The organism is Kluyvera fluvialis, from assembly GCF_059725275.1.
In genome coordinates this window covers 2,934,065-2,958,585 of the sequence record NZ_AP046142.1, presented here as the reverse complement: position 1 = coordinate 2,958,585, position 24,521 = coordinate 2,934,065, and the positions used below count along the sequence as shown (strand labels likewise).

The following is a 24,521-nucleotide window of genomic DNA, read 5'->3' as shown; positions in this document are numbered from 1 at the left end:
TCCCTACGACAAGAAGGCGGGCGCTGGTAACGGCGACTCGATACCCTATGAGCATCTCTCTGAAAACAAAGTTGAGTTACGGATTCGGTGCATTTGGTAAGGATTTCGCCATCGGCATCGTCTACATGTACTTAATGTATTACTACACCGACGTTGTAGGTTTATCGGTGGGGGTTGTTGGTACGTTGTTTCTGGTTGCCCGTATCTGGGATGCCATCAACGATCCGATTATGGGCTGGATAGTCAACGCCACTCGTACGCGGTGGGGGAAATTCAAACCGTGGATATTCATTGGCACGCTGGCGAATTCGCTGGTGCTGTTTTTGCTTTTTAGCGCTCATCTTTTTGAAGGGACGGCGCAGATTGTTTTTGTCTGCATCACCTACATACTGTGGGGCATGACCTACACCATTATGGATATTCCGTTCTGGTCGTTAGTGCCGACGATTACGCTCGACAAGCGCGAACGAGAACAACTGGTTCCGTACCCGCGCTTTTTCGCCAGCCTTGCCGGATTTGTCACTGCCGGAGTGACGCTGCCGTTTGTTAATTATGTGGGCGGCGCGGATCGCGGTTTTGGTTTTCAGATGTTCACGCTTATCCTGATTGCTTTTTTTATCGCTTCGACCATTGTTACGCTGCGCAATGTGCACGAAGTCTTCTCCTCCGACAGCCACGCTTGCGCCGATAGCTCACGGTTGACGCTTAAATCCATCGTCGCGCTTATCTACAAAAACGATCAGCTTTCTTGTTTGCTCGGCATGGCGCTGGCGTACAACATTGCCGGTAACACCATTAACGGGTTTGCTATCTACTATTTTACCTACGTGATTGGCGACGCCGATCTGTTCCCGTATTACCTCTCTTACGCGGGGGCCGCGAACCTGCTGACGCTGGTATTTTTCCCTCAGTTGGTGAAAATGCTGTCACGGCGTATTTTGTGGACTGGGGCTGCTATCCTGCCAACGGTAAGCTGCCTGGGGCTGTTTTTGATGGCGCTAGCCGAATATCACAGTGCGCCTTTGATTGTGCTGGCCGGTATTTTCCTCAATGTTGGCTCTGCCTTTTTCTGGGTGCTTCAGGTGATTATGGTCGCCGATACCGTCGATTACGGCGAACTTAAGCTACATGTCCGTTGCGAAAGCATCGCGTATTCGGTGCAGACGATGGTGGTGAAAGGCGGTTCGGCATTTGCTGCATTTTTTATCGCGGTGGTGCTGGGCGTGATTGGCTACACCCCGAACGTGGCTCAGTCGGCCTCAACCCTCCTCGGGATGCAGTTCATTATGATTGTCTTGCCAGCGTTGTTTTTCATGATAACGCTGGTGCTCTACTTCCGTTACTACCGCCTGAATGGCGATACGCTACGCCGGATGCAGATTCAACTGCTCGATAAATATCGGAAAGTTCCACAACCCACCGTGGCGTTGCAGCCTGGCGTGGTGGTGAGTGAAGTGAAGGCGTAACCGCGTTTATCCGGCCTACAAAAAGGCAATTGTCGTAGGCCGGATATCCGTTAACGGGAGGCGCTAATCTGGCGGTTATGCTCACGTGACAGCACTATCACCGTGGTTAATGCGCCGAGCAGGGCGCAGAACATATCCGACTGGGTATCCCACGGGTCGCCCTGAGTTCCCAGAAAATCATCCGCCCCCTGGCCCATCGCCAGTGCGGCCCACCATTCGATAAGCTCATAGCTGGCGCTGATCGCCAGTGCGATACAGCACACCAGGAAGGCGAGCATTTTCCGCCCGCGCACGATATCGCCGCGTAGCAGAATTTCTCTTGCTGCCAGCGCAGGCACTAACCCCTGAAAAAAGTGGCCCAGTTTGTCATACGGGTTACGGCTCAAGTTCAGCCACTCCTGGACCTCAAAACCGATAGGGACTTTGGCGTACGTGTACTGCCCGCCAATCATCAAAATAATGGCGTGAAAGAAAATCAGCGTATAGAGCAGGGGAGTTAGCGGGTAGCGTTTCGCGGTGGCAAGCAGCAATGGCACGATAATAATGACCGGTGTAACTTCCATCAGCCAGGTGATTTTATCGCCAGCGTTAACGCCGGTGTAAATCAGCATCAGGACAAGCAAGAGCGCGCCGAGGGGCAAAAAGCGTGAATTTCGTGTGCGGATCATAATGAATTCGCAAATAAAGGGAAAAGGTTACTATTACGCGGCATCGACAAAAATTCAATATTCCTAACGTATCGTGGGCTTGCGCTTACGGTTCAGTCATTTACCCATACCGCTTTCGCTTATATACTCGTGCTTCTGCTATCAGCAACCAGACGGATTACATGTACCAACCTGTCGCACTATTTATTGGCCTCCGCTACATGCGCGGGCGCGCAGCCGACCGCTTCGGTCGCTTTGTTTCCTGGCTGTCTACTATCGGCATTACGCTTGGCGTAATGGCGCTGGTTACCGTACTTTCGGTGATGAACGGCTTTGAACGTGAGCTGCAAAACAACATCCTGGGGCTGATGCCACAGGCCATTCTGACCGCCAATCAAGGTTCACTTAACCCACAACAACACCCTGAGCAGAGCGTTAAGCTCCAGGGCGTGACGCGGGTTGCGCCGATTACTACCGGAGATGTGGTGCTGCAAAGCGCGCGTAACGTCTCGGTGGGCGTCATGCTGGGGATTGATCCTGCACAAAACGATCCGCTAACGCCGTACCTGGTGAACGTGAAGCAAACTGACCTCGCCGCTGGCAAATACAACGTCATTCTTGGCGAGCAGTTAGCCGGGCAGTTGGGCGTTAATCGCGGTGACCAAATCCGGGTCATGGTGCCGTCTGCCAGTCAGTTCACCCCAATGGGGCGGCTGCCGAGCCAGCGTCTGTTTACGGTTATTGGGACTTTTGCCGCCAACAGTGAAGTCGATGGCTACCAGATGCTGGCGAATATTCAGGATGCGTCGCGTCTGATGCTTTATCCGAAGGGGAACATCACCGGCTGGCGTCTGTGGCTGGATAAACCGTTGCAGGTGGACACCCTCAGCCAGCAAACGTTGCCGGAAGGCACCAAATGGCAGGACTGGCGCGAGCGTAAAGGCGAGCTGTTCCAGGCTGTGCGGATGGAAAAAAACATGATGGGCCTGCTGCTGAGCCTGATAGTCGCCGTGGCGGCGTTTAATATCATTACCTCGCTGGGGCTGATGGTGATGGAGAAGCAGGGCGAAGTGGCTATTTTACAAACCCAGGGCCTGACGCCACGCCAAATCCTCACCGTCTTTATGGTGCAGGGCGCGAGCGCCGGTATCATCGGGGCGCTATTGGGCGCGGTGCTGGGCGTACTGCTGGCAAGCCAACTGAATAATTTAATGCCGATCATCGGCGCGTTCCTTGACGGCGCGGCGCTGCCGGTCGCCATTGAACCATTGCAGGTGATTGTGATTGCGCTGGTGGCGATGGCGCTGGCGCTGTTGTCTACGCTTTACCCTTCCTGGCGCGCTGCCGCCACTCAACCCGCTGAGGCTTTACGTTATGAATAAGATCCTGTTGCAATGCGACAACCTGTGCAAACGCTATCAGGAAGGCACTGTGCAAACCGATGTTCTGCACAATGTCAGCTTCAGTATCGACGAAGGCGAAATGATGGCTATCGTCGGCACGTCGGGTTCCGGGAAAAGTACGCTGCTGCACCTGCTCGGCGGGCTGGATACGCCGACCTCTGGCGATGTAATTTTCAGCGGCCAGCCGATGAGTAAACTCTCGTCTGCCGCCAAAGCGGAGCTGCGTAATCAAAAACTGGGCTTTATTTACCAGTTCCACCACCTGCTGCCAGACTTTACCGCACTGGAAAACGTGGCGATGCCGCTGTTAATCGGCAAGCGCAAAACGGCGGAAATTAACAGCCGAGCGCTGGAAATGCTGAAAGCGGTAGGGCTTGAACACCGCGCCCATCACCGCCCGTCGGAGCTGTCCGGCGGCGAACGCCAGCGAGTTGCGATTGCGCGCGCGCTGGTCAATAACCCGCGTCTGGTGCTGGCGGATGAGCCTACCGGTAACCTCGATGCGAAAAACGCCGACAGTATTTTCAAACTGCTCGGTGAGCTGAATCAAGCTCAGGGAACCGCGTTTTTGGTGGTGACTCACGACCTGCAACTGGCGAAACGTATGGGTCGTCAACTGGAGATGCGCGATGGCCGCCTGAGTGACCAGTTAACCCTGATGGGAGCGCAGTAATGGCACCCTCGTTATCGTTACTGATTGGCCTGCGCTTTAGCCGTGGGCGTCGGCGCAGCGGCATGGTATCGCTGATTTCTGTTATCTCCACCATCGGTATTGCGCTGGGCGTGGCGGTGCTGATTGTTGGCCTGAGTGCGATGAACGGCTTCGAACGTGAGCTGAATAACCGCATTCTGGCGGTAGTGCCGCACGGTGAAATTGAAGCGGTTAACCAGCCGTGGACAAACTGGCAAAACGTGTTGCCGAAAGTGGAAGCGGTGAAGGGGATTGAGGCCGCTGCGCCTTACATCAACTTTACCGGGCTGATTGAAAGCGGCAACAACCTGCGCGCCATTCAGGTGAAGGGCGTTGACCCTCAGCAGGAAAGCCGTCTGAGTGCGCTACCGCGATTTGTGCAGGGCAATGCGTGGGCCAATTTTAAAGCAGGTGAACAGCAAGTGATCCTCGGGAAAGGGGTCGCTGATGCGCTGAAAGTGAAAGCGGGCGATTGGGTGTCTATCATGATCCCTAACTCCAACGCCGAGCATAAGCTGCTGCAACCGAAGCGCGTGCGTTTGCACGTCACCGGGATCCTGCAACTGAGCGGCCAGCTTGATCACAGTTTTGCCATGATCCCGATGCAAGATGCGCAACAGTATCTCGATATGGGTGAGAGCATTTCCGGTATCGCTATCAAAGTGAACGACGTGTTTAACGCCATCCAACTGGTGCACAACGCGGGTGAAGTGACCAACAATTACGTCTATATCAAAAGTTGGATTAGCACTTACGGCTATATGTACCGCGATATTCAGATGATCCGCGCCATTATGTATCTGGCGATGGTGCTGGTGATTGGCGTGGCCTGTTTTAACATCGTATCGACGCTAGTGATGGCGGTTAAAGATAAAAGTAGCGATATTGCGGTGCTGCGCACATTGGGCGCAAAAGACGGGTTAATTCGCGCCATTTTCGTATGGTATGGTTTGCTGGCAGGCCTGCTGGGCAGCGTCTGCGGGGTGGTTATTGGGGTGCTGTGCTCCCTGTATCTCACCAATATTATTGATGGTATTGAAAAACTTATTGGTCATCGGTTCTTGTCCGGTGATATCTATTTTATCGACTTCCTGCCGTCTGAATTACACGGGCTGGATGTCGTTTATGTGCTGGTCACGGCACTGTTGCTGAGTCTGCTGGCAAGCTGGTATCCCGCCCGCCGTGCCAGCCGAATTGACCCTGCGAGGGTGCTGAGTGGCCAGTAATTTGACGTCCTGACCGTGCGGCCTTGCTGCTGCGCGCGTCAGTAAGAGGAATTGACAATGATGCATTATGGATTTGACATTGGCGGCAGCAAGATTGCACTGGGCGTATTTGACCGTTCTCGGCAGCTACAGTGGGAAAAACGCGTGGCAACCCCAAAAGAGAGCTATGACAGTTTTCTGCAGGCGGTGGTTGCGCTGGTCAGCGAAGCTGACGAACGATTTAACTGCCGGGGAACCGTAGGTATTGGTATTCCCGGGATGCCAGAAACCGAGGACGGCACGCTGTATGCGGCGAACGTCCCGGCAGCAAGCGGCAAACCGCTACGCGCGGATCTCAGCCGTTTGCTCGACCGTGATGTACGGCTTGATAACGACGCCAACTGTTTTGCGATTTCCGAAGCCTGGGATGATGAATTTACCCAGTACCCGCTGGTGATGGGGCTGATTCTGGGCACTGGCGTCGGTGGCGGTATCGTGCAAAACGGGAAATCGATTACCGGTCACCGCTATATTACCGGTGAATTTGGCCATATTCGCCTGCCGGTTGATGCGCTGGAAGTGGTGGGGCGTGATTTCCCGCTCACCCGCTGCGGCTGCGGCCAGCTGGGCTGTATCGAAAACTATTTATCTGGTCGTGGGTTTGCGTGGCTGTATAACCATTTTTACCAGCAAACGCTGACCTCACCGGAAATCGTTGCCCTTTGGCAGCAGGGAGACCACAACGCGCGCGAACACGTAGAGCGTTATCTCGACCTGCTCGCCGTGTGTCTGGGCAATATACTGACCATTGTCGATCCCGATTTACTGGTGCTTGGCGGTGGGTTATCTAATTTTTCAGCGATCGCCGATGGACTTGCGCACCGCTTACCGCGCCATTTGTTACCTGTTGCCCAGCCGCCGCGTATTGAACGCGCGCGCCACGGTGATGCAGGGGGAATGCGCGGCGCAGCGTTCCTTCATCTTACCAACTAACATGGAGTAGATATGCAGTCGCGCCGCTTACATCGATTGAGCCGTTTTCGTCGGAATAAACGTCAACTGCGCCAACGTCTGCGCCAGCGGGCTTTTTTTAGAGACGGGGTCATGCCAGAGCAGATGGAAAAACCAAGAGTGCTGGTCTTAACTGGCGCGGGTATTTCAGCCGAGTCGGGTATTCGGACTTTCCGTGCCGCGGATGGGCTATGGGAAGAGCATAAAGTAGAGGACGTGGCGACGCCGGAAGGCTACGCGCGCAACCCTAAACTGGTGCAAGATTTTTACAATGCGCGCCGTCGGCAGCTACAGCAGCCGGAGATTGCTCCCAATGCTGCGCACCTCGCGTTAGCACGCCTCGAAGACGCGCTCGGTGAAAACTTCATGCTGGTCACGCAGAACATCGATAACCTGCATGAACGCGCCGGAAATAAAAACGTGCTGCACATGCATGGCGAGCTGCTAAAAGTACGCTGTACCCAGAGCGGGCAAGTGCTCAACTGGCCAGGGGATTTAAGCGTTGACGATCGGTGTCATTGCTGCCAATTCCCCGCGCCGCTGCGCCCACATATCGTGTGGTTTGGTGAAATGCCGTTTGATATGGACCATATTTATCAGGCGTTATCGATGGCGGATATTTTCATCGCCATCGGCACTTCCGGGCATGTTTATCCCGCCGCCGGATTTGTCCATGAAGCGAAACTACACGGTGCGCAGACCGTTGAGCTGAACCTGGAACCGAGCCAGGTTGGCAGCGAGTTTGAAGAAAAGCATTACGGTTTAGCAAGCGAAGTGGTGCCAGCGTATGTCGAGAACTTACTGAAAACGCTGTGATTGCAAAAGTCAGGCCCGATGGCGTGATGCTCATCGGGCCTGTATTTTTATATCTTAACGTCCAGCTTTTAACTTCTGATAATACTCTTCATACAGCGTACTGGCGCTGCCGACATCGTTCTGCCATTCGCCTTTTTGAATGGTTTCGGCGTCGGGGTACAGTGACTTATCGTTGGCGACTTCCGGGCTTAACAGTTTACGTGCTGCCAGGTTCGGCGTTGGGTAACCAATAGTTTCAGCCACCTGTTTTGCCACTTCAGGGCGCAGCAGGAAGTTAATAAATTTCAGCGCGCCTTCTTTGTTTTTGGCATTGGCCGGGATTGCGAGGCTGTCCATCCAGAAAATTCCGCCTTCTTTCGGCCAGACGACTTCCAGCGGTGTACCGGCCTGACGGGCAACAAATGCGGAGCCGTTCCACACCATCCCCAGGTTCACTTCGCCTTCCATATAAGGGTTAGCCGGGTTGTCTGAGTTAAACGCGGCCACGTTAGGCATCAGCTTTTTCAGCTCGTTATAGGCGGCTTCAATCTCTTTCGGGTCCGTGGTGTTACCGGAATAGCCCAGTTTACGCAGCGCCACCTGGAACACTTCGCGCGCATCATCGGTCAGCAGCAGGCTGCTTTTGTATTCCGGCTTCCACAGGTCGGCCCAGCTGGTAACGGTTTTCGGGTCGATCGCATCGCTGTTCACACCAATCGCCGTCGCGCCCCAGATATAGGGAATCGAGTAATCATTGTTCGGATCGAATGGCTTGTTGAGCATTTCTGGATCGAGATTACTAAAGTTGCTCAACTGCGTTTTGTCGATCTTCTGGATCATGCCTTCTTTGCGCATTTTATCGACAAAGTAGGTGGACGGCACAACCAGATCGTATGCCCCGTCTTTATAGGTTTTGAGCTTGGCGTACATGGTTTCGTTCGACTCGTAGGTCGAATAGATAACCTTGATCCCCGTCTCTTTGGTGAACTGTTCCAGCAGCCCTGGTGGCACGTATTCTGTCCAGTTATAGAAGTACAGCGTTTTGCTGTCGTCCGCGTGGGCCGCACCCATACCGAGTGCCAGAGCACCTGCCGCGAGCAGGTGGCGTGACCATTTCATCATTTTACGTCCCCTGAGTTAGTGCCTGACCTTCAGGCTCTTGGTTTTATCACGTGCAATAAGCTGGCTGGCGATCACCATCACCAACGACAGCACCAGTAGAATCGTCGCCAGTGCGTTCACTTCTGGCGACACGCCCACTTTCACCATCGAGTAAATCTTCAGCGGCAAAATTTCATAGCTTGGGCCAGTGACGAATGACGATACCACCACATCATCCATCGACAGGGTAAAGCTCAACAGCCAGCCCGCCGCCACGGCGGGCATCGCCAGCGGCAGAATAATTTTGCGTAAGATAGTTAACTCACTCGCGCCCAGGTCTTTGGCGGCCTCCAGCATTCTCACATCAAAACCTTTCAGGCGTGAGAATACGGTCACCACCACAAACGGCAGACAGAAGGTGATGTGCGAGAACAACAGCGACCAGAAGCCGAGCTGAATACCCAGCAGCATAAACAGCACCAGCAGAGAAATTGCCATCACGATGTCTGGCGACATCATCACCACAAATAACATCCCGCTGACGAATGGTTTACCGCGAAAACGGTAGCGATACAGCGCTACGGCGGTTAGTGAGCCAATCAGCGTGGCGGCGGTGGCGGAGAAAATCGCCATCGTCAGTGAGTGCTGAGCCGCCTGTAGCAGGCTGTCGTTGTTCATGAGCAGGCTGTACCATTTGGTGGTGAAGCCCTGCCAGTTGATCCCAAAACGTGAACTGTTAAACGAGTTAACGATCAAAATGATAATCGGGATGTACAGATAAGCGTAAATGGCGGTCATAAAACCGCCGCGCAGCAGTCGCCCTATCATTCCAGCTCCACCTTTTTATTCAGCAAACGCGAGGCACGCCAGTACACCAGCAGCATCAGCCCCATCACCAGCGTCAATGTAATGCTGGTTGCCGCACCGAACGGCCAGTCGCGGATGTTCAGGAACTGGCTCTTAATGACGTTACCAATCAGCAGGTTTTTCGCCCCGCCCATCAGGTCGGAAACATAGAACAGCCCCATCGCGGGCAGCATGACCAGCAGACAACCGGCAATAATGCCCGGCATGGTCAGCGGAATAATGATGCGAATAAAGGTTTGTAATTTGCTCGCGCCTAAGTCTTTCGCCGCTTCCAGCAGCGGTTTATCCAGCTTTTCAATGCTGGAATAGAGCGGCATCACCATAAACGGCAGCAGGATATACACCAGACCGATAATTACCGCGCTCGGGGTGAACATGATGCGAATCGGCGTATCAATCACGCCGAGCCACAACAGGAACTCGTTGAGATAGCCTTTGGTACTGAGGAAAATCTTCAGCCCATAGATGCGAATCAATGAGTTAGTCCAGAACGGGACAATCAATAAGAACAGCAGCAACGGGCGCACTTTTTGCGGCAGACGGGCAAGGAACCAGGCAAACGGATAGCCCAGAATCAGACACGCAAGAGTGGCAATTATCGCCATGTTCAGCGAGTGCAGCAGCACCTCGGCGTACAGCGGGTCGAGCAGCCGTGCGTAGTTATCCAGGGTAAACACCATCTGGACGAAATTGGCATCATCACGGGTCAGGAAACTGGTGACAATGATCATCAGGTTGGGCAGGAACACAAACAGCACAAGCCAACCGACGACTGTGGCAATCACCACATTCTGGAACTTACTTGTGCTCTTCATCAGCCAGTACAACCTCCCAGCTTTCTACCCAATTAATGGCCATTTTTTGGTCAAGAGAATGGTCGAAGTCAGGATCGTCTTCGTTGAAGAATTCACTGACCATCACCATTTTGCCGTTTTCCAGCTCAACCACCGACTCCAGCGTCATGCCTTTATAGTTACGTTCACGCACGTAACCAATCAGCCCCTCGGCTTCTGTGCCGTCGTGAATTTCATCGACGAGCAAATCTTCCGGGCGCAGCAGAACGTTGAGTTTTTGGCCTGGAACGACCGGGAATTTGACGTCGATATTGCATTCGCGGCCTTCCACGCTTGCGCGAACGCGCAGATCGTCGAGGCGCTCAATAACCGTGGCATCGAAAATATTGATTTCACCAATGAAGCTGGCGACAAACAGGTTTTTCGGCTCTTCGTAAATTTCACGCGGAGTGCCGTCTTGCTCGATTTTGCCGTCGCGCATAACCACGATGCGGTCAGACATGGTCAACGCTTCTTCCTGGTCGTGGGTCACGAAGACAAAAGTGATCCCCAGTTTACGTTGCAGTGCTTTCAGCTCGTTTTGCATCTGCTTACGCAGCTTGTAATCAAGCGCCGACAGCGACTCATCCAGTAACAGCAGGCTGGGCTTGTTCACCACCGCGCGCGCAATGGCGACGCGCTGCTGTTGGCCGCCGGAAAGCTGATGCGGTTTACGCTGGGCGAACTCTTCGAGCTGCACCATGCGCAGGGCATCATTGACACGAGGGGTAATTTCGCTGGCGGGTGTTTTCTGCATACGTAAGCCGAATGCGACGTTGTCGAAGACGGTCATATGCGGGAATAGTGCGTAGCTCTGGAACACGGTATTGACGTGCCGGTTTTCCGCAGGAACGTGGGTGATGTCCTGATTTTCCAGATGGATCTGCCCGGCATCGACATTTTCTAAACCTGCGATAAGGCGCAGAACGGTTGTTTTACCGCAGCCAGAGGGGCCAAGCAGCGTGAGGAATTCTCCGTTATTGATGGTCAGGTTGAGATCGGAAATCACCGTTTTGCCATCAAAGTCCTTGCGAATTCCCGCCAGTTGCACCAGCGGTGAAAGCGAACGCGATTTTGTATTCAATTTATTACTCTGTCCCATGTCAACGCACCGGATGGCTTACCGATGCGGGGTTTGTGGTTATCCACCTTTAGACGTTTAGAGGTCTGATTCATATTAATGAGGGCTGGCATTCTACGGCAAACCACCTCAATCGCCAATCCTTGTTAAACTTCCTGTAGGGATATCTGACTATTAGATGCCGTTCGGCGAAAAAAAGTAACCTTTGACGGGCTAAAAGTGACCTGACGCAATATTTGTCTGTTGTTGCTTATTGATAATGTTGTCACAAAAAGAGAGGGTGGCTACATGGATAAATTGCTTGAGCGTTTTTTGCAGTACGTATCACTGGACACACAGTCGAAGCCTGGTGTGCGTCAGGTGCCGAGTACCGAAGGGCAGTGGAAACTGTTACACCTGCTCAAAGAACAACTGGAAACAATGGGGCTGGTTAACGTTACGCTGAGTGAAAAGGGGACGGTGATGGCCACGCTCCCTGCCAACGTCAGCGGTGATATCCCAGCCATTGGTTTTATTTCCCATGTCGATACCGCGCCGGATTTCAGCGGTAAAAATGTTAACCCGCAAATTGTTGAAAACTACCGTGGCGGTGATATCGCGCTGGGTATCGGTGATGAAGTGCTGTCGCCGGTGATGTTCCCGGTGCTGCATCAGTTGCTGGGGCAGACGCTTATCACCACCGACGGTAAAACGCTGCTCGGCGCGGATGATAAAGCCGGTATTGCTGAAATCATGACTGCGCTGATGGTACTGAAAGAGCAGAATATTCCGCATGGTGATATCCGCGTGGCGTTCACGCCCGATGAAGAAGTCGGGAAAGGGGCGAAGCACTTTGATGTGGCGGCTTTTAATGCGCAGTGGGCCTATACCGTTGATGGCGGTGGCGTGGGTGAACTGGAGTATGAAAACTTCAACGCCGCGTCGGTCGCGATTAAAATTGTGGGCAACAACGTCCACCCTGGCACGGCTAAAGGGGTGATGGTCAATGCGTTGTCGCTGGCGGCACGGATCCACGCTGAAGTGCCAGCGGATGAAAGCCCAGAGAACACCGAAGGCTATGAAGGTTTCTACCATCTGACCAGCATGAAAGGCTCGGTAGACCGCGCAGAAATGCACTATATCGTGCGTGATTTCGACCGTAAGCAGTTTGAAGCGCGTAAGCGCAAGATAATGGAAATCGCCAAAAAGGTCGGCAAAGGGCTGCATCCAGATTGCTATATTGAGCTGATTATTGAAGACAGCTATTACAATATGCGCGAGAAGGTGGCGGAGCATCCGCACATTGTCGATATTGCGCAGCAAGCGATGCGTGATTGCGGGATCGAACCGGATCTCAAACCGATCCGTGGCGGTACTGACGGTGCGCAGCTATCGTTTATGGGGTTACCGTGCCCGAACATTTTCACCGGCGGCTATAACTACCACGGCAAGCATGAATTTGTGACCCTGGAAGGGATGGAAAAAGCGGTGAAAGTGATTGTGCGCATTGCCGAATTGACGGCAAAACGCAGCCTGTAATCTGCAACCGAGATGCCCGATGGCGCATGCGCTTATCGGGCCTACATATCGAGCATACATGGATATTGTGTAGGCCTGATAAGGCGAAGCCGCCATCAGGCATCGGCTCTTAATTTACTCCGCGAAGAACCAATACCCGCTGTTCACCAACGCTGCCAGCATCGCCAGGAAGGAAGGATCATCCAGCGCCTCGCCAAAGTGTTGGCTTTCCAGCATGATACTGCCCGCCATCGCGTCCAGCGCCTGATGGTGAGGTGAATCTACTTTCTCGCCGTTAACAAAGAAATCATCACCAATACGAATGACACGCAGGCCGCCAAGGCGCTGAAGCATATCACCCTGCTGCAAAGCATCGTAAATTTCATCCGGCTGGTAAGGTGGCTCTGGCGGTGCAATGTCCAGCTCGTGGCGCGACTGGCTGATAAATTCTCCCAACCACTGCTGGAAATGTTCTGGCTGTTCAATCAGCTCCAGCATCATCCCACGCAGACGATCCACTTCTTGCGGCAGAATGTCAGCCGGATGATCGCGTGACGGGACATCAGGATCGCTATAGTGCTGGCTACCAAGATCGCGCTGTAAAATATAGTCAGCAAAACCGCTAATCAGCTCGCGGCTGTTTGGCGAACGGAAGCCGACAGAGTAATTGAGCGAGTTTTCCAGCGCGTAGCCTTCGTGTGGGAATCCTGGCGGAATATACAGAATATCCCCCGGCTCCATCTCTTCATCGATAATCGCCTCAAACGGCTTCACCTGGAGCAAGTCCGGGTGCGGGCAGTGCTGTTTGAGCGCGGTTTTCTCACCGACACGCCAGCGACGACGCCCCGTCCCTTGAATAATAAAGACGTCATACTGATCGACGTGCGGGCCTACGCCGCCGCCGGGCACGGAGAAGGAGATCATCAGGTCGTCAATGCGCCAGTCGGGGAGGGCACGGAAAGGGCGCATTAGCGCGCTGGACGGCTCGTGCCAGTGATCGACGGCCTGTACCAGCAGCGACCAGTTGCTCTCGCCTAAGTGATCGTAACTTTCGAACGGGCCGTGGCTCACTTGCCAGTCGCCGTCAAGGTGGCTTACCAGTCGGCTGTCTACCTCGTTTTCCATCGCCAGACCAGCCAGCTCATCCGGTGAAATGGGGTCAATAAAATTGGCGAAGCCGCGTTTCAGCACTACCGGACGTTTTTGCCAGTAGCGTGCCATAAAATCAGGCCAGTTTAGCGTTAAGTGATATTCCATATTGATTATTCCGCAGCAGGATGTATGCGTGGATTATACATCTTATTTACAAAATCACCCTGCCGCAGAAACACAATTTATCCTTCGTGGCTGTCCAGATTTTGATGACCGAAAATCACTTCCATTTTTGCTCCGCCGAGCAGGCTGTCATGGGGGACGATTTGCCCATCATATTGCCCAACAATTTCACGCGCCACGGAAAGGCCGACGCCTTGCCCTGGACGTAATGTGTCGGCCCGCTGGCCGCGATCGAACACGATATCACGCTTACTTTGCGGGATCCCCGGGCCGTCATCCTCCACAATAATATGCAGATATTCCTCGGTCTGGCGGGCAGAAACTTCAACAAACTCCAGGCAATATTTACAGGCGTTATCCAATAGGTTGCCCATCACTTCCATAAAGTCATTTTTCTCACCGGCAAAGGTAATTTCCGGGGAGATATCCAGCGTGATATTGACACCTTTGTTTTGGTAAACCTTATTGAGCGCTGATGTCAGGCTGTCTAACAGCGGTGCGACCGGATGCAGCTCGCGGCTAACCAGCGTGCTGTCAGTACGCATACTGGCGCGGTGAAGGTAATAGCCGATTTGCTGCGAGATACGGCTTATCTGCTCCAGCATTACCGGCTCCGCCTCACTGACCGTTATTTTCTCGCTGCGTAGTGAACGTAGTGAGCTTTGCAGCACCGCCAGCGGCGTTTTCAGGCTGTGAGTCAGGTCGGTGAGGGTGGTGCGGTATTTGTCGTAGCGCTCGCGCTCACTTTTCAGTAGGCGGTTAAGGTTGCGGACCAGGCTTGTGAGTTCGCGGGTGGTTTCTGAATTGAGCAGCTCGCGATGATGCTCCTCCAGTTCGCGGACTTCGCGGGTGAGTGCGGCGATAGGGCGCAGGCTCCAGTGGGCGGCAATCCACAATAGCGGGATCACCAACAACAGGTTTGCGGCGAGCACGTAGGAGAACCAGTTCCAGACCATGTATGAGCGTTTTAGCTCAATGGGGATGGTGTCGATAACCACAATCACCAACGCAGGCATCAGGCTGGTCGCCGGATAACTGTTCACCGCGACCGAGTGTGTCATCTCGGAATCATCACCCTGCTGGCGCATCTCGGTCAGTTGTTTTTGAACCTCATGATCGTCACGCAGTAAGGTGCTGGTGGAGTTAACATCGGCCTCGATTTCATAGAAACCGTTACCTTTTAGCCAATCTGGCTGAATGCGATCCACCAACCAGGGGAGGTTTTTTTGTTGCCATAACAGCTTGCCATGCGCGTCGTAGATTAACGCCACCGTAGGGCTTTGCATGTTCAGGTTGTCGGGAATATCAACGTGAAGGGTATTGTTTTCCCATTTTGCCAGCGTATAGAACAGGTTGCTTTCGCCACGCAGCAAGCGGAACGTTGTTTTGTCGAAACTGACGCTGTAGCCGACCAGGGCGACCATGCCATAGGCCAACGACAGCACAATAACCACGGCGGCTGTCGCCAGCAGGAAACGCATCCGCAACGAAAGCGGAAAAATATGTCGGCTAAATTTTTTCATTCACGTAGTTCGAATAGATAGCCCTGACCGCGTACGGTGATGATGACGTCATGCGGATACTGGGCCTGAATTTTCTTGCGCAGGCGGCCCATCAGGACGTCGATAGTGTGGCTCTCGCGCAGCTCGGCATCCGGGTACAGTTGCAGCATTAATGAATCTTTGCTCACCACTTTGCCGTTGTTGCGAATCAGCGTTTCCATAATGGTGTATTCAAACGCGGTGAGTTTGATGACCTCTTCGTTAATGGACAGCTCACGGCGAGAAAGGTCAACCTGGAACGGCGGCAGAGAGATAATCTGCGAAGCATGACCGCTGTTACGACGCATCAGCGCCTGTATTCGCGCGGCAACTTCTTCAATGTGGAACGGTTTGGTGACGTAGTCATCCGCGCCCGCGCTCAGCACTTCCACTTTGTCCTGCCAGCTTTCGCGGGCGGTGAGTACCAGAATCGGCAGCGAGATATCGTGGCTGCGCCAGCGGCGAATGAGCGACAAACCGTCTTCATCCGGCAGGCCTAAGTCAACAATCGCGATATCCGGGATATGTTCGCCTAAGTAATAATCGGCTTCCTTCGCATCTTCCGCCGCATCAACCTGATGACCCATTTCCTGGAGCTGGACTTTCAGGTGATGACGTAACAGAGCGTTGTCCTCTACGACGAGTACGCGCATACTGTTTCTCCATTTAATTAATAACATGAATAGTTTAACGCCGATTATGAGCTTGTGGAGCTAAACGTTAATTAAATTGGCGGAAAAGACTCCTCCTTCAGGGCGAAGGAGGAGGAAGGGCAGGATTATTTCAACTCATCAACCATGGTGATGGCGCGGCCAATATAATTTGCTGGGGTCATCGCTTTCAGGCGCGTTTTCTCTTCTTCTGGCAACGCCAGACTATCGATAAACTGTTTCATGCCTTCGGCGTCAACGCGCTTACCGCGAGTCAGCTCTTTGAGTTTTTCGTATGGTTTCTCGATGCCATAACGACGCATCACGGTCTGGATAGGCTCTGCCAGCACTTCCCAGTTATGATCCAGCTCGTCCAGCAGACGGTCACGGTTCACTTCCAACTTGCTGACCCCTTTGAGGGTGGACTGATAGGCAATCAGCGCATAGCCGATACCCACGCCCAGGTTGCGCAGCACGGTGGAGTCGGTCAGGTCACGCTGCCAGCGGGAAACCGGCAGTTTGCTCGCCAGATGCTGCAATAGCGCGTTAGAGAGGCCGAGGTTGCCTTCGGAGTTTTCGAAGTCGATCGGGTTCACCTTGTGCGGCATGGTAGAAGAACCAATTTCACCGGCAATGGTTTTTTGTTTGAAGTGGTTCAGCGCCACGTAACCCCAAATATCACGATCGAAGTCGATAAGAATGGTGTTGAAGCGCGCGATGCAATCGAACAGCTCGGCAATATAGTCGTGCGGCTCAATCTGCGTGGTGTACGGGTTCCACTGAATGCCCAGCGAAGTGACAAACTCCTCGCTGAACTGGTGCCAGTCAACATCCGGGTAAGCGGCGATGTGGGCGTTATAGTTACCTACAGCACCATTGATTTTGCCGAGGATTTCCACCTGCTCTAACTGACGGAACTGGCGTTCCATACGGTAAGCGACGTTTGCCATCTCTTTACCGATGGTGGAAGGTGTCGCCGGTTGGCCGTGGGTACGAGACAGCAGCGGGATATCGCGATACTGCACCGCCAGGTCTTTAATGGCGTCGATAATTTTGCGCCAGTACGGCAGCACCACTTCTTCACGCGCGGTTTTCAGCATCAGCGCGTGGGACAGGTTATTGATGTCCTCGGAGGTGCAAGCAAAGTGGATAAATTCGGAAACCGCGTGCAGTTCAGGGACTGCCGCCACTTTCTCTTTCAGGAAATATTCAACGGCCTTCACGTCGTGGTTAGTGGTGCGCTCGATAGTTTTGATTCGTGCGGCATCTTCTTCGCTGAAGTTGGCGACGATGCTATCAAGGTAACCGTTTGCGTCGGCAGCAAAAGCTGGAACTTCCTTGACGGCTGCGTGTGCGGCCAGCTTTTGCAGCCAGCGTACTTCGACTTGTACACGGAATTTCAGCAAACCATATTCGCTGAAAATCCCGCGCAGCGCGCTGACTTTATCGCCGTAGCGTCCATCGACAGGGGAAACGGCGGTCAGTGAGGATAATTCCATAGATCACAACTCCGGGGTTAAATGAGCAAGAATTTGTTTGGCCTGAGTGGTCAGGCGATTACGAGAAAACATCAGTTGCAGACGACCACCGCCAACCTGATGCCACAGCACCGCAGAGCGGATACCGGCGAGTAGCGAAGCACGAACTTTCGCCTGTACCTGCGGGCTTTGCAGCACGGCAGGGGAGCCGATAACCTGAATGCGTGGCCCCAGCGGGCTGATAACGTCAACATAAATCCCCGCCATCGCGCTGAGTAGGGTATCAGACTGTAAATCAAAGTGGTCGAGCTGGCGTTGCAGCCCGGCAATACGGTTACCGAGCGTGTCCATTGCGCCTTTGGCGGCGGCGAGCTTACGCTCCAGCACCATCAGGCTAAGCGTATATCGGGTTAATTCGGCGTTCAAACCCTGACGGCTGCTGGCGTTCAGCACGCCGAGTAAGGTTTCAAGGCCGAGACGAAGATTAGCTTCACTGCCACCGAACACACCCAGCGCGGAGTCTGGGTTGAGGTCGATAACGCTGTTCAGCGAGACGTGTAACGCGTCGCCGTCACAGTGGCCCTGATGAGCCAACTGCTGCACCAGACGGGCCGACTGGCAAATGCCCGCCAGCGCCAGGGTGATGTCATAGTAATTCTTCGCCACGCTAACTCCTTGTTGACGTCTGCCAGGCGGCGCGACGCCTGGCAAACTGCGTTATACGCCTGTCCAAATGAGGGCAAGCGTTGCTGTGTTGGATTACGCTACCGGCAGCGGCAGACGCTGCTCGATAATACCGCCGCCCAGGCAGATTTCACCGTTGTAGAACACGGCAGACTGTCCCGGCGTCACGGCGGCTACGGGTTCATCAAAGTGAACTTCAATGCGCCCTTCATCCAGCGCGGTAACGGTGCACGGGATATCCGTTTGGCGATAGCGAGTTTTCACGGTGCAGCGGAATGTGCCCTGAACCGGTTCGCGATCGACCCAGTGCAACTGCTGGGCAATCAGCCCAACGGACATCAGGCGCGGGTGGTCGTGGCCTTGCGCGACGATAAGAATATTGTTATCAACGTCTTTATCCACCACATACCACGGATCTTCGCTGCCTTCTTTAGTACCGCCGATGCCGAGGCCTTTACGTTGCCCCAGCGTGTGGTACATCAGCCCTTGGTGCGTGCCAATCTCTTCGCCGTCAACGGTGATGATTTTGCCCGGCTGGGCGGGCAGATAGCGGCCGAGGAACTCGCGGAATTTGCGCTCACCGATAAAACAGATACCGGTCGAATCTTTTTTCTTCGCGGTGATAAGGTCAAGCTCTTCAGCGATTTTACGCACCTGCGGCTTTTCCAGTTCGCCAACGGGGAACAGGCTTTGCGCAATCTGTTCATGGCCGAGCGTATAAAGGAAGTAGCTTTGATCTTTGTTGCTATCAAGGCCACGCAGCAGTTGGCTTTTACCGTTCACATCCGCGCGGCGCACGTAGTGACCGGTCGCGATATAATCGGCGCCCAGGTCTTCAGCGGCGAATTCGAGAAAGGCTTTAAATTTGATTTCTTTGTTGCACAGGATATCCGGGTTCGGCGTACGACCCGCTTTGTACTCTTCCAGGAACAGTTCGAAAACGTTGTCCCAGTATTCGGCAGCAAAGTTTACCGTGTGCAGCTCAATGCCGAGCTTATCGCATACCGCTTGCGCATCGGCAAGGTCAGCGGCGGCAGTGCAGTATTCCTCGCCGTCGTCTTCCTCCCAGTTCTTCATGAACAGGCCCTCCACCTTATAACCCTGTTGTTGTAACAGGTAGGCGGAAACAGAGGAATCAACACCGCCGGACATGCCGACGATCACTTTTTTCTGGCTTTCTGACATTGGAATACTCACGACATTGGACTTCAAAGCGGCATATTCTAGCACGCAGCCTTTTACTTGACACCCTCTGTAAACGGCCAGTTAAATTCGCCGATTAACGACAGCGGGTAGCGTGTGCCCTGCTGATAGCAGCGGATGCTTTCGGCGACCAGCGCAGAACGTAGATTTTTCGCGCTCAGGATCTCCTCAGCGCTAAGCCACAGGCAACGGTCAATATCGCTGTCGTGCGGCTGAGTGGCACATATTTCGTTAAGCTCAATGACGAACAAAAAGCGCAAGAATGGCGTTTTGTCGGGCGCAATCCACTGATGCAGGCGAACGAAATGCTGTGGAGTGGCGCGAATGCCGGTTTCTTCCCATAGTTCGCGTTCGGCGGCCTGCACTAATGTCTCGTCGGCTTCCAAATGTCCAGCAGGCTGGTTCCATAGCGCTTTACCATTAATTGTTTCTTCAACAACGAGGAACTTGCCTTTGGCGTGAACCACGCAGGCAACGGTGACGTGCGGCTTAAACATGCGGCATCCTTATCGGGCGAGTAGGAGATAAGGATATAAAGAAGAAGAGGGGAAAATCAAACTCGCGTCGGCGAACGCCAGCTTTGCTGCAAAATAATGCCGTTGCTGTCACGTAAGGTCACGGTGATTTGCGCCCATTCACCGTTTGGAATCGCTATTTTCATGCTGGCGAGCGGTTGCGGATGCTGCCCTTTAATCATCACATTGCCACTCTGGCTGCTGTTGCTGGTTCCCGACTGGCCTTGGTGCTGCACATTAATCGTCAACTGGCACTGGCAGTCATCGGTTAGTGTTGCCATTGGCGTGACGACAACGGATTGCTCCTGTTGCTGGGTTTCAAACCATAGCTGATTACTCAGGGCGGCAGCGATGAGAAGAAGATGCATAGGATTATCCTTACGATAAGGGAGAATCGGCCGGATGAATCGTTATCCGACCGATTTGTTATGGTTGTTCTTAGTGCTGGTTGGTCGTTGATGAGTTGTGGTTGCCGCCTTGCTCTACCACCGTCAGCGAGTTGGCGAAGGATTGGCTCGCATTGCTGTAGTTCTGGTTTCCGCTTTGAGATACCAGAACCATTGAGTCGCGCGCGCTTTGGGTAACGGTTGAACTGTTGCGATCGCCCGATTGAGTGACCTCGATGGCGCTGCGGTCACCGCTTTGCGCTGTCGATGACCAGTTATTATCCCCCGATTGCAGCACTTTCGTTAGGCTGCGATCGCCGCTTTGATAGGCGTTAGACGAGTTGCGGTCACCGGTCTGGTGGACATCCGTTTTCGATGTATACGCACCATCCTGATTGGCATTTGACCAGTTATCATTACCCGACTGATAAATATGAATAACGGAAGCCCAGTTGCCCACTTGCGGAATGTTTGGCCCGCTGTAGTTCGGTTCATTAACCGTTGAATTGCCAGAGTGAGTTGCCAGTGCGCTGCCTGATACCAATAATGTTGACAAAATAACAATTTTCCACGTTTTCATGAGATACCCCATAGGTTTAGAGATTAATATGCCAGTTTCAAACACTAATTTTGGGTAATACGAATTGCCATTCCTGCCGAATTTTGCACAACAGCCGCAGTGCGGTTTGTGCCCGTTTGATTAATCTGCGTGAGGTTGCCTTTGCCTCTATTGACCACTTCAGCAGAGTTATCAAAACCTGTTTGTGTAATATCCGCCTGGTTCCCCGTTCCTGCCTGCACTAATATGGCTGAGTTATTCGTCCCTGATTGGTTAACCGTCGCGTTATTACCACTACCGTATTGCGATACCACCGCACGATTATTAAAACCATTCTGGTTTAATATCGCCGAGTTATATCCGCCGACCTGTGAGATTGAGCCATAAATATAAGTGCCGGACTGGTTAATCGACGCACTGTTACCGCTGCCGTGTTGACCAGTAATAGCTACCATATCGTAACCCTGGTGATACTTATCCAGCCCCGAAAACTCAGAACCGGCAAGATCGCCTCCCGCAGTGGCAAAATACGAATATCCTAATACGGGTATTAATAAGAACCACTGTTTCATAATGGCACCTAGATTTAACCGATGGTTAAAGTCAGGGGTTAAATCAGCCAAACCGCAACCTAATAAAGGTTTATGGTATGAATCTGATTTATGGCTTGAGTATGTCTGAGGAAAATATTTATGCTTTTCGCCTGGAACTCGTATTTTGAAAATGAGGCTCAGTCTTAAGTATGAGCAAAGGCGGGTGAGAGCCGTGTCACGGTGCAGAATGGAATATCACTTGGTTAGCGCGCTAAGGTATTTCGACGTTAAGTGGCGCAGAGTTTACAGCTTAACTGAAACTGTTTTGTCATAAGCCAAATCGTGGCAGGAAAAATTTACAGACCCTGCAATTTTTGTTTGCAGTTGACATACCTTGAATAATGCAAAGTGTAAATACGCGGATAATACGGATTGTTGTTCAAACGCGGTTGGCTATTTTTTATATATAAATCAAAGATAAGGTGAATATTCTTTGTAATAAACTGACATGTTGATGTTACATTTTGAAACACAAATAATCCTTGATATAAAAATGGCAATGTCTAGATTGAACAGTATTGCAGTACTCAGGAAACAAGCGCACTACGTGTACTTAATACCTTTATTGTCATACTTATTAATTGTCATACTTATAAATCAGCAACTACACAGAACCGCGACTCTTTCTGTATATGCATATTCTTATGCATATCAGAAAGAGGCCGCGTTCCGAGCAGCAAGCGGGATGGGGTTTCATAATGCCGAAAGAAACAGAACCGGTGAACAGCGATATTTTGTTATTAATATCCAGACCATCATTACAGGGCTCCGCCCTGGTACATCAACTCAAAACTTCATTAACCATTAATGTCAAGATACAGAATATTCAAAAATCTCCTGAGCAATTGAATGCAGAGAGAATTTTGGCTCTTTTTGATTTAAGCGAGTCGGATAAAAAGAGAACGCTATTGTGGCAAACAGAGTTGCGACGATTGCGTGATAAAGTCAAAGTGTTGTTGATCAACATGCCAGATGATTATCCATTTAACGATATTGAAAGCTGGCCTGGGATCAGTGCCGTATTCTGCTCATCCGTTGATGAATACACCTTAGTTGAAGGTATTCGCAACGTACTGAAAGGCGGCTGCCATTTCCCTCATGACTTAACAAGTTATCTTATTAATCAATCTGGTAGCTACCGTTACCACGATGATACCAGCGGGTTAACGCAGCGCGAAAAGGATATCCTCAACAAACTCAGGATGGGGGCATCAAACGTTGAAATTGCCCGGCTGTTGTTTATCAGTGAAAACACGGTAAAAACCCATCTCTATAATCTATTCCGTAAAATTGCGGTAAAAAATCGAACGCAGGCGGTTTCCTGGGCTAACGATAATCTCAGACGATAATGATGAAATATTTATTGCGAATAACAGTATCCATTGTGATGCTGATAGCCGCGTACGCCAGTAATGCCTCAGAAATAGAGGTTCCGGGTCTGGTAACGGATAATACCATTACGCGTGTAGGGCATGACTTTTATCGAGAGTTTACTGATCACTGGCAGGAGGAATATCCTGGCGCAATTACGATTAATGAACGCCCTAGCGCTCGCTGGGGCAGTTGGATAACCATCAAAGTTGACCAGGATTTATTATATCAAACATTTTTATTTCCCAGTAAAAATGACTTTAACAAACAGGTTGATATCGCGTTGGCCGCCGTTTACGAGGCCTTATCAAAACGCGCAATCAATAAAGCATTATTAAACACCGGTGACTTAACCAGCGATGAGTTTTAGGAGTGTACAATGAAAATGCTTTCTTTGATTCTTGTCATGCGTTTACTTTCAACGACTGCCTATGCTGGGAATTTAACTTTCCAGTTTGTTAACCCTAATTTTGGCGGTAATCCTAATAACGGCGCTTTTTTGCTTTCTGAGGCTAATGCGCAAAACTCCTATAAAGATCCCAATGCGTATGATTGGGGCAGTGCGTCATCGGCGTCCTCACCGTTGGATAATTTTACCTCGGCTATTCAGTCGCAGTTGTTGGGCAGTTTAATGGGCAATATTTCGAGTGGTAAACCAGGACGTTTGGTGACCAAAGATTTTATTGTCGATATTACCAATACCGATGGTCAATTGGCGATGAATATTCTTGACCGCGCCACCGGGAAATCGTCAACCATTCAGGTTAGCGGTCTGAGCAGTATTTCAACAAATTAATCTGTGACGAGATGCTGACATGAAAAATATCATTGGCGTAGTGGCTTTCTTTATTAGCCTGTTGACGCTGACAGGCTGCATTACCTCTTCCCCGAAACAGGCAGCAAAACCGACATTATTGCCACGCTCGCAGAGTTATCAAGATTTAACGCATCTGCCCTCGCCAAAAGGGAAGCTTTTTGTCTCGGTGTACAATATTCAGGATGAAACTGGGCAGTTTAAACCTTATCCGGCGAGCAACTTTTCGACTTCGGTTCCACAAAGCGCCACCGCCATGCTGGTGTCAGCATTAAAAGACTCTAACTGGTTTATTCCGTTGGAGCGGCAAGGCCTGCAAAACCTGCTTAACGAGCGCAAGATTATCCGCGCAGCGCAGGAAAATGGCACTGTCGCGATAAATAACCGCACCCAATTACCTTCGCTGGTGGCGGCCAATATCCTGATTGAAGGGTCGATTATCGGCTATGAAAGCAATGTGAAATCCGGCGGAGCAGGGGCGCGCTTCTTCGGTATCGGCGCTAGCACCGAGTATCAGCTTGATCAAATTGCGGTCAACCTGCGGGTGGTTAACGTCAGCACCGGCGAAGTGCTTTCATCGGTGAATACCAGTAAAACAATCCTCTCTTATGAGTTCCAGGCTGGGGTGTTCCGCTATATCGATTATCAGCGCTTACTGGAAGGTGAGGTTGGTTTTACGGTAAACGAGCCTGTAATGCTATGCCTGATGTCAGCGATTGAAACCGGGATAATTTATTTGGTGAACGACGGCATCTCGCGCAACCTATGGCAGTTGCAAAACCCATCGGACGTCAACTCCCCGGTGTTAGAAAAGTATAAGAGCATTATCGTCCCTGATCTCTCTTAACCTGCGCC

General features: G+C 52.0%; 26 protein-coding genes. 11 read left to right on the top strand and 15 right to left on the bottom strand.

Features of this window, described 5'->3' with window-relative positions; all coding sequences use genetic code 11:
* The first annotated feature begins 47 nt into the window (after positions 1 to 47).
* Positions 48 to 1,466, top strand: coding sequence for a melibiose:sodium transporter MelB (gene melB / locus AC6I4B_RS14055; RefSeq protein ID WP_497765940.1), 1,419 nt, complete (start codon positions 48 to 50; stop codon positions 1,464 to 1,466).
* Between the two features lie 50 nt (positions 1,467 to 1,516).
* Here melB and AC6I4B_RS14050 read toward each other — a convergent pair whose 3' ends face one another.
* Positions 1,517 to 2,134 carry a DUF2238 domain-containing protein gene (locus AC6I4B_RS14050; RefSeq protein ID WP_497765938.1) on the bottom strand — a complete coding sequence of 206 codons (618 nt, stop codon included), beginning with the start codon at positions 2,132 to 2,134 and terminating at the stop codon, positions 1,517 to 1,519.
* Positions 2,135 to 2,295: 161 nt separating this feature from the next.
* Here AC6I4B_RS14050 and lolC point away from each other — a divergent pair, with 161 nt between their 5' ends.
* The 5 genes from lolC to cobB are packed head-to-tail and all read left to right on the top strand — an operon-like array spanning position 2,296 to position 7,239.
* Complete coding sequence (gene lolC / locus AC6I4B_RS14045; protein WP_497765937.1) at positions 2,296 to 3,495, top strand: lipoprotein-releasing ABC transporter permease subunit LolC; 1,200 nt, start codon at positions 2,296 to 2,298, stop codon at positions 3,493 to 3,495.
* Positions 3,488 to 4,189, top strand: coding sequence for a lipoprotein-releasing ABC transporter ATP-binding protein LolD (gene lolD / locus AC6I4B_RS14040; protein WP_497765935.1), 702 nt, complete (start codon positions 3,488 to 3,490; stop codon positions 4,187 to 4,189). The genes lolC and lolD overlap by 8 nt, the downstream gene beginning before the upstream one ends.
* Complete coding sequence (gene lolE, locus AC6I4B_RS14035; protein WP_497765933.1) at positions 4,189 to 5,433, top strand: lipoprotein-releasing ABC transporter permease subunit LolE; 1,245 nt, start codon at positions 4,189 to 4,191, stop codon at positions 5,431 to 5,433. The genes lolD and lolE overlap by 1 nt, the downstream gene beginning before the upstream one ends.
* Positions 5,434 to 5,493: 60 nt before the next feature.
* Positions 5,494 to 6,405 carry an N-acetylglucosamine kinase gene (nagK, locus tag AC6I4B_RS14030; protein WP_497772170.1) on the top strand — a complete coding sequence of 304 codons (912 nt, stop codon included), beginning with the start codon at positions 5,494 to 5,496 and terminating at the stop codon, positions 6,403 to 6,405.
* 12 nt (positions 6,406 to 6,417) lie between these two features.
* Positions 6,418 to 7,239 (top strand): Sir2 family NAD+-dependent deacetylase, encoded by an 822-nt coding sequence (gene cobB / locus AC6I4B_RS14025; RefSeq protein WP_497765931.1) that lies wholly within the window; start codon positions 6,418 to 6,420, stop codon positions 7,237 to 7,239.
* A gap of 54 nt (positions 7,240 to 7,293) precedes the next feature.
* Here the strand turns inward: cobB and potD are convergent, their stop codons facing one another.
* The 4 genes from potD to potA are packed head-to-tail and all read right to left on the bottom strand — an operon-like array spanning position 7,294 to position 11,121.
* Entirely contained in the window at positions 7,294 to 8,340 is a 1,047-nt protein-coding gene (potD, locus tag AC6I4B_RS14020) for a spermidine/putrescine ABC transporter substrate-binding protein PotD (RefSeq protein ID WP_497765929.1), read from the bottom strand.
* Between the two features lie 15 nt (positions 8,341 to 8,355).
* Positions 8,356 to 9,147: a spermidine/putrescine ABC transporter permease PotC gene (gene potC, locus AC6I4B_RS14015; RefSeq protein ID WP_497765927.1), complete on the bottom strand. Its 792-nt coding sequence runs from the start codon at positions 9,145 to 9,147 to the stop codon at positions 8,356 to 8,358.
* A complete protein-coding gene (gene potB, locus AC6I4B_RS14010; protein WP_497765925.1) occupies positions 9,144 to 10,001 on the bottom strand; it encodes a spermidine/putrescine ABC transporter permease PotB in 858 nt (285 codons plus the stop codon). The genes potC and potB overlap by 4 nt, the downstream gene beginning before the upstream one ends.
* Entirely contained in the window at positions 9,985 to 11,121 is a 1,137-nt protein-coding gene (potA, locus tag AC6I4B_RS14005) for a spermidine/putrescine ABC transporter ATP-binding protein PotA (protein ID WP_497765924.1), read from the bottom strand. Before potA ends, potB begins: the two co-directional genes overlap by 17 nt.
* A gap of 267 nt (positions 11,122 to 11,388) precedes the next feature.
* Between potA and pepT the strand changes: the two genes are divergently transcribed.
* Positions 11,389 to 12,618, top strand: coding sequence for a peptidase T (pepT, locus tag AC6I4B_RS14000; protein WP_497765922.1), 1,230 nt, complete (start codon positions 11,389 to 11,391; stop codon positions 12,616 to 12,618).
* A 114-nt stretch (positions 12,619 to 12,732) separates the two neighbouring features.
* Here pepT and AC6I4B_RS13995 read toward each other — a convergent pair whose 3' ends face one another.
* The 10 genes from AC6I4B_RS13995 to AC6I4B_RS13950 all read right to left on the bottom strand — a co-directional run bounded on the left by AC6I4B_RS13995 (position 12,733) and on the right by AC6I4B_RS13950 (position 21,460).
* Positions 12,733 to 13,854, bottom strand: coding sequence for a ribosomal protein uL16 3-hydroxylase (locus AC6I4B_RS13995; protein WP_497765920.1), 1,122 nt, complete (start codon positions 13,852 to 13,854; stop codon positions 12,733 to 12,735).
* A gap of 77 nt (positions 13,855 to 13,931) precedes the next feature.
* Positions 13,932 to 15,395 carry a two-component system sensor histidine kinase PhoQ gene (gene phoQ / locus AC6I4B_RS13990; RefSeq protein ID WP_497765919.1) on the bottom strand — a complete coding sequence of 488 codons (1,464 nt, stop codon included), beginning with the start codon at positions 15,393 to 15,395 and terminating at the stop codon, positions 13,932 to 13,934.
* On the bottom strand, positions 15,392 to 16,066 hold the full coding sequence (gene phoP / locus AC6I4B_RS13985) for a two-component system response regulator PhoP (RefSeq protein WP_497765917.1): 675 nt from the start codon (positions 16,064 to 16,066) through the stop codon (positions 15,392 to 15,394). Before phoP ends, phoQ begins: the two co-directional genes overlap by 4 nt.
* A gap of 125 nt (positions 16,067 to 16,191) precedes the next feature.
* Positions 16,192 to 17,562, bottom strand: coding sequence for an adenylosuccinate lyase (purB, locus tag AC6I4B_RS13980; RefSeq protein WP_497765916.1), 1,371 nt, complete (start codon positions 17,560 to 17,562; stop codon positions 16,192 to 16,194).
* 3 nt (positions 17,563 to 17,565) lie between these two features.
* Positions 17,566 to 18,207, bottom strand: a complete 642-nt coding sequence (gene hflD / locus AC6I4B_RS13975) for a high frequency lysogenization protein HflD (RefSeq protein WP_497765914.1) — start codon at positions 18,205 to 18,207, stop codon at positions 17,566 to 17,568.
* 93 nt (positions 18,208 to 18,300) lie between these two features.
* Complete coding sequence (mnmA, locus tag AC6I4B_RS13970) at positions 18,301 to 19,410, bottom strand: tRNA 2-thiouridine(34) synthase MnmA (protein ID WP_497772168.1); 1,110 nt, start codon at positions 19,408 to 19,410, stop codon at positions 18,301 to 18,303.
* A gap of 53 nt (positions 19,411 to 19,463) precedes the next feature.
* Positions 19,464 to 19,925, bottom strand: a complete 462-nt coding sequence (locus AC6I4B_RS13965; protein ID WP_497765913.1) for an NUDIX hydrolase — start codon at positions 19,923 to 19,925, stop codon at positions 19,464 to 19,466.
* Positions 19,926 to 19,981: 56 nt separating this feature from the next.
* On the bottom strand, positions 19,982 to 20,311 hold the full coding sequence (csgC, locus tag AC6I4B_RS13960) for a curli assembly chaperone CsgC (RefSeq protein ID WP_497765911.1): 330 nt from the start codon (positions 20,309 to 20,311) through the stop codon (positions 19,982 to 19,984).
* Between the two features lie 70 nt (positions 20,312 to 20,381).
* Complete coding sequence (locus AC6I4B_RS13955; protein ID WP_497765910.1) at positions 20,382 to 20,909, bottom strand: curli major subunit CsgA; 528 nt, start codon at positions 20,907 to 20,909, stop codon at positions 20,382 to 20,384.
* Positions 20,910 to 20,953: 44 nt separating this feature from the next.
* A complete protein-coding gene (locus tag AC6I4B_RS13950; RefSeq protein WP_497765908.1) occupies positions 20,954 to 21,460 on the bottom strand; it encodes a curlin in 507 nt (168 codons plus the stop codon).
* 719 nt (positions 21,461 to 22,179) lie between these two features.
* On the opposite strand from AC6I4B_RS13950, the gene csgD reads away from it, so the two are divergent.
* Genes csgD through csgG form a run of 4 tightly spaced genes read left to right on the top strand, consistent with a single transcriptional unit; the run spans position 22,180 to position 24,513 of the window.
* Positions 22,180 to 22,830 (top strand): biofilm master transcriptional regulator CsgD, encoded by a 651-nt coding sequence (gene csgD, locus AC6I4B_RS13945; RefSeq protein ID WP_497765907.1) that lies wholly within the window; start codon positions 22,180 to 22,182, stop codon positions 22,828 to 22,830.
* Positions 22,831 to 22,832: 2 nt separating this feature from the next.
* A complete protein-coding gene (gene csgE, locus AC6I4B_RS13940) occupies positions 22,833 to 23,222 on the top strand; it encodes a curli production assembly/transport protein CsgE (protein WP_497772167.1) in 390 nt (129 codons plus the stop codon).
* Positions 23,223 to 23,231: 9 nt separating this feature from the next.
* Positions 23,232 to 23,648 (top strand): curli production assembly/transport protein CsgF, encoded by a 417-nt coding sequence (gene csgF / locus AC6I4B_RS13935; protein ID WP_497765905.1) that lies wholly within the window; start codon positions 23,232 to 23,234, stop codon positions 23,646 to 23,648.
* A gap of 31 nt (positions 23,649 to 23,679) precedes the next feature.
* A complete protein-coding gene (csgG, locus tag AC6I4B_RS13930) occupies positions 23,680 to 24,513 on the top strand; it encodes a curli production assembly/transport protein CsgG (RefSeq protein WP_497772165.1) in 834 nt (277 codons plus the stop codon).
* Positions 24,514 to 24,521 lie beyond the last annotated feature (8 nt).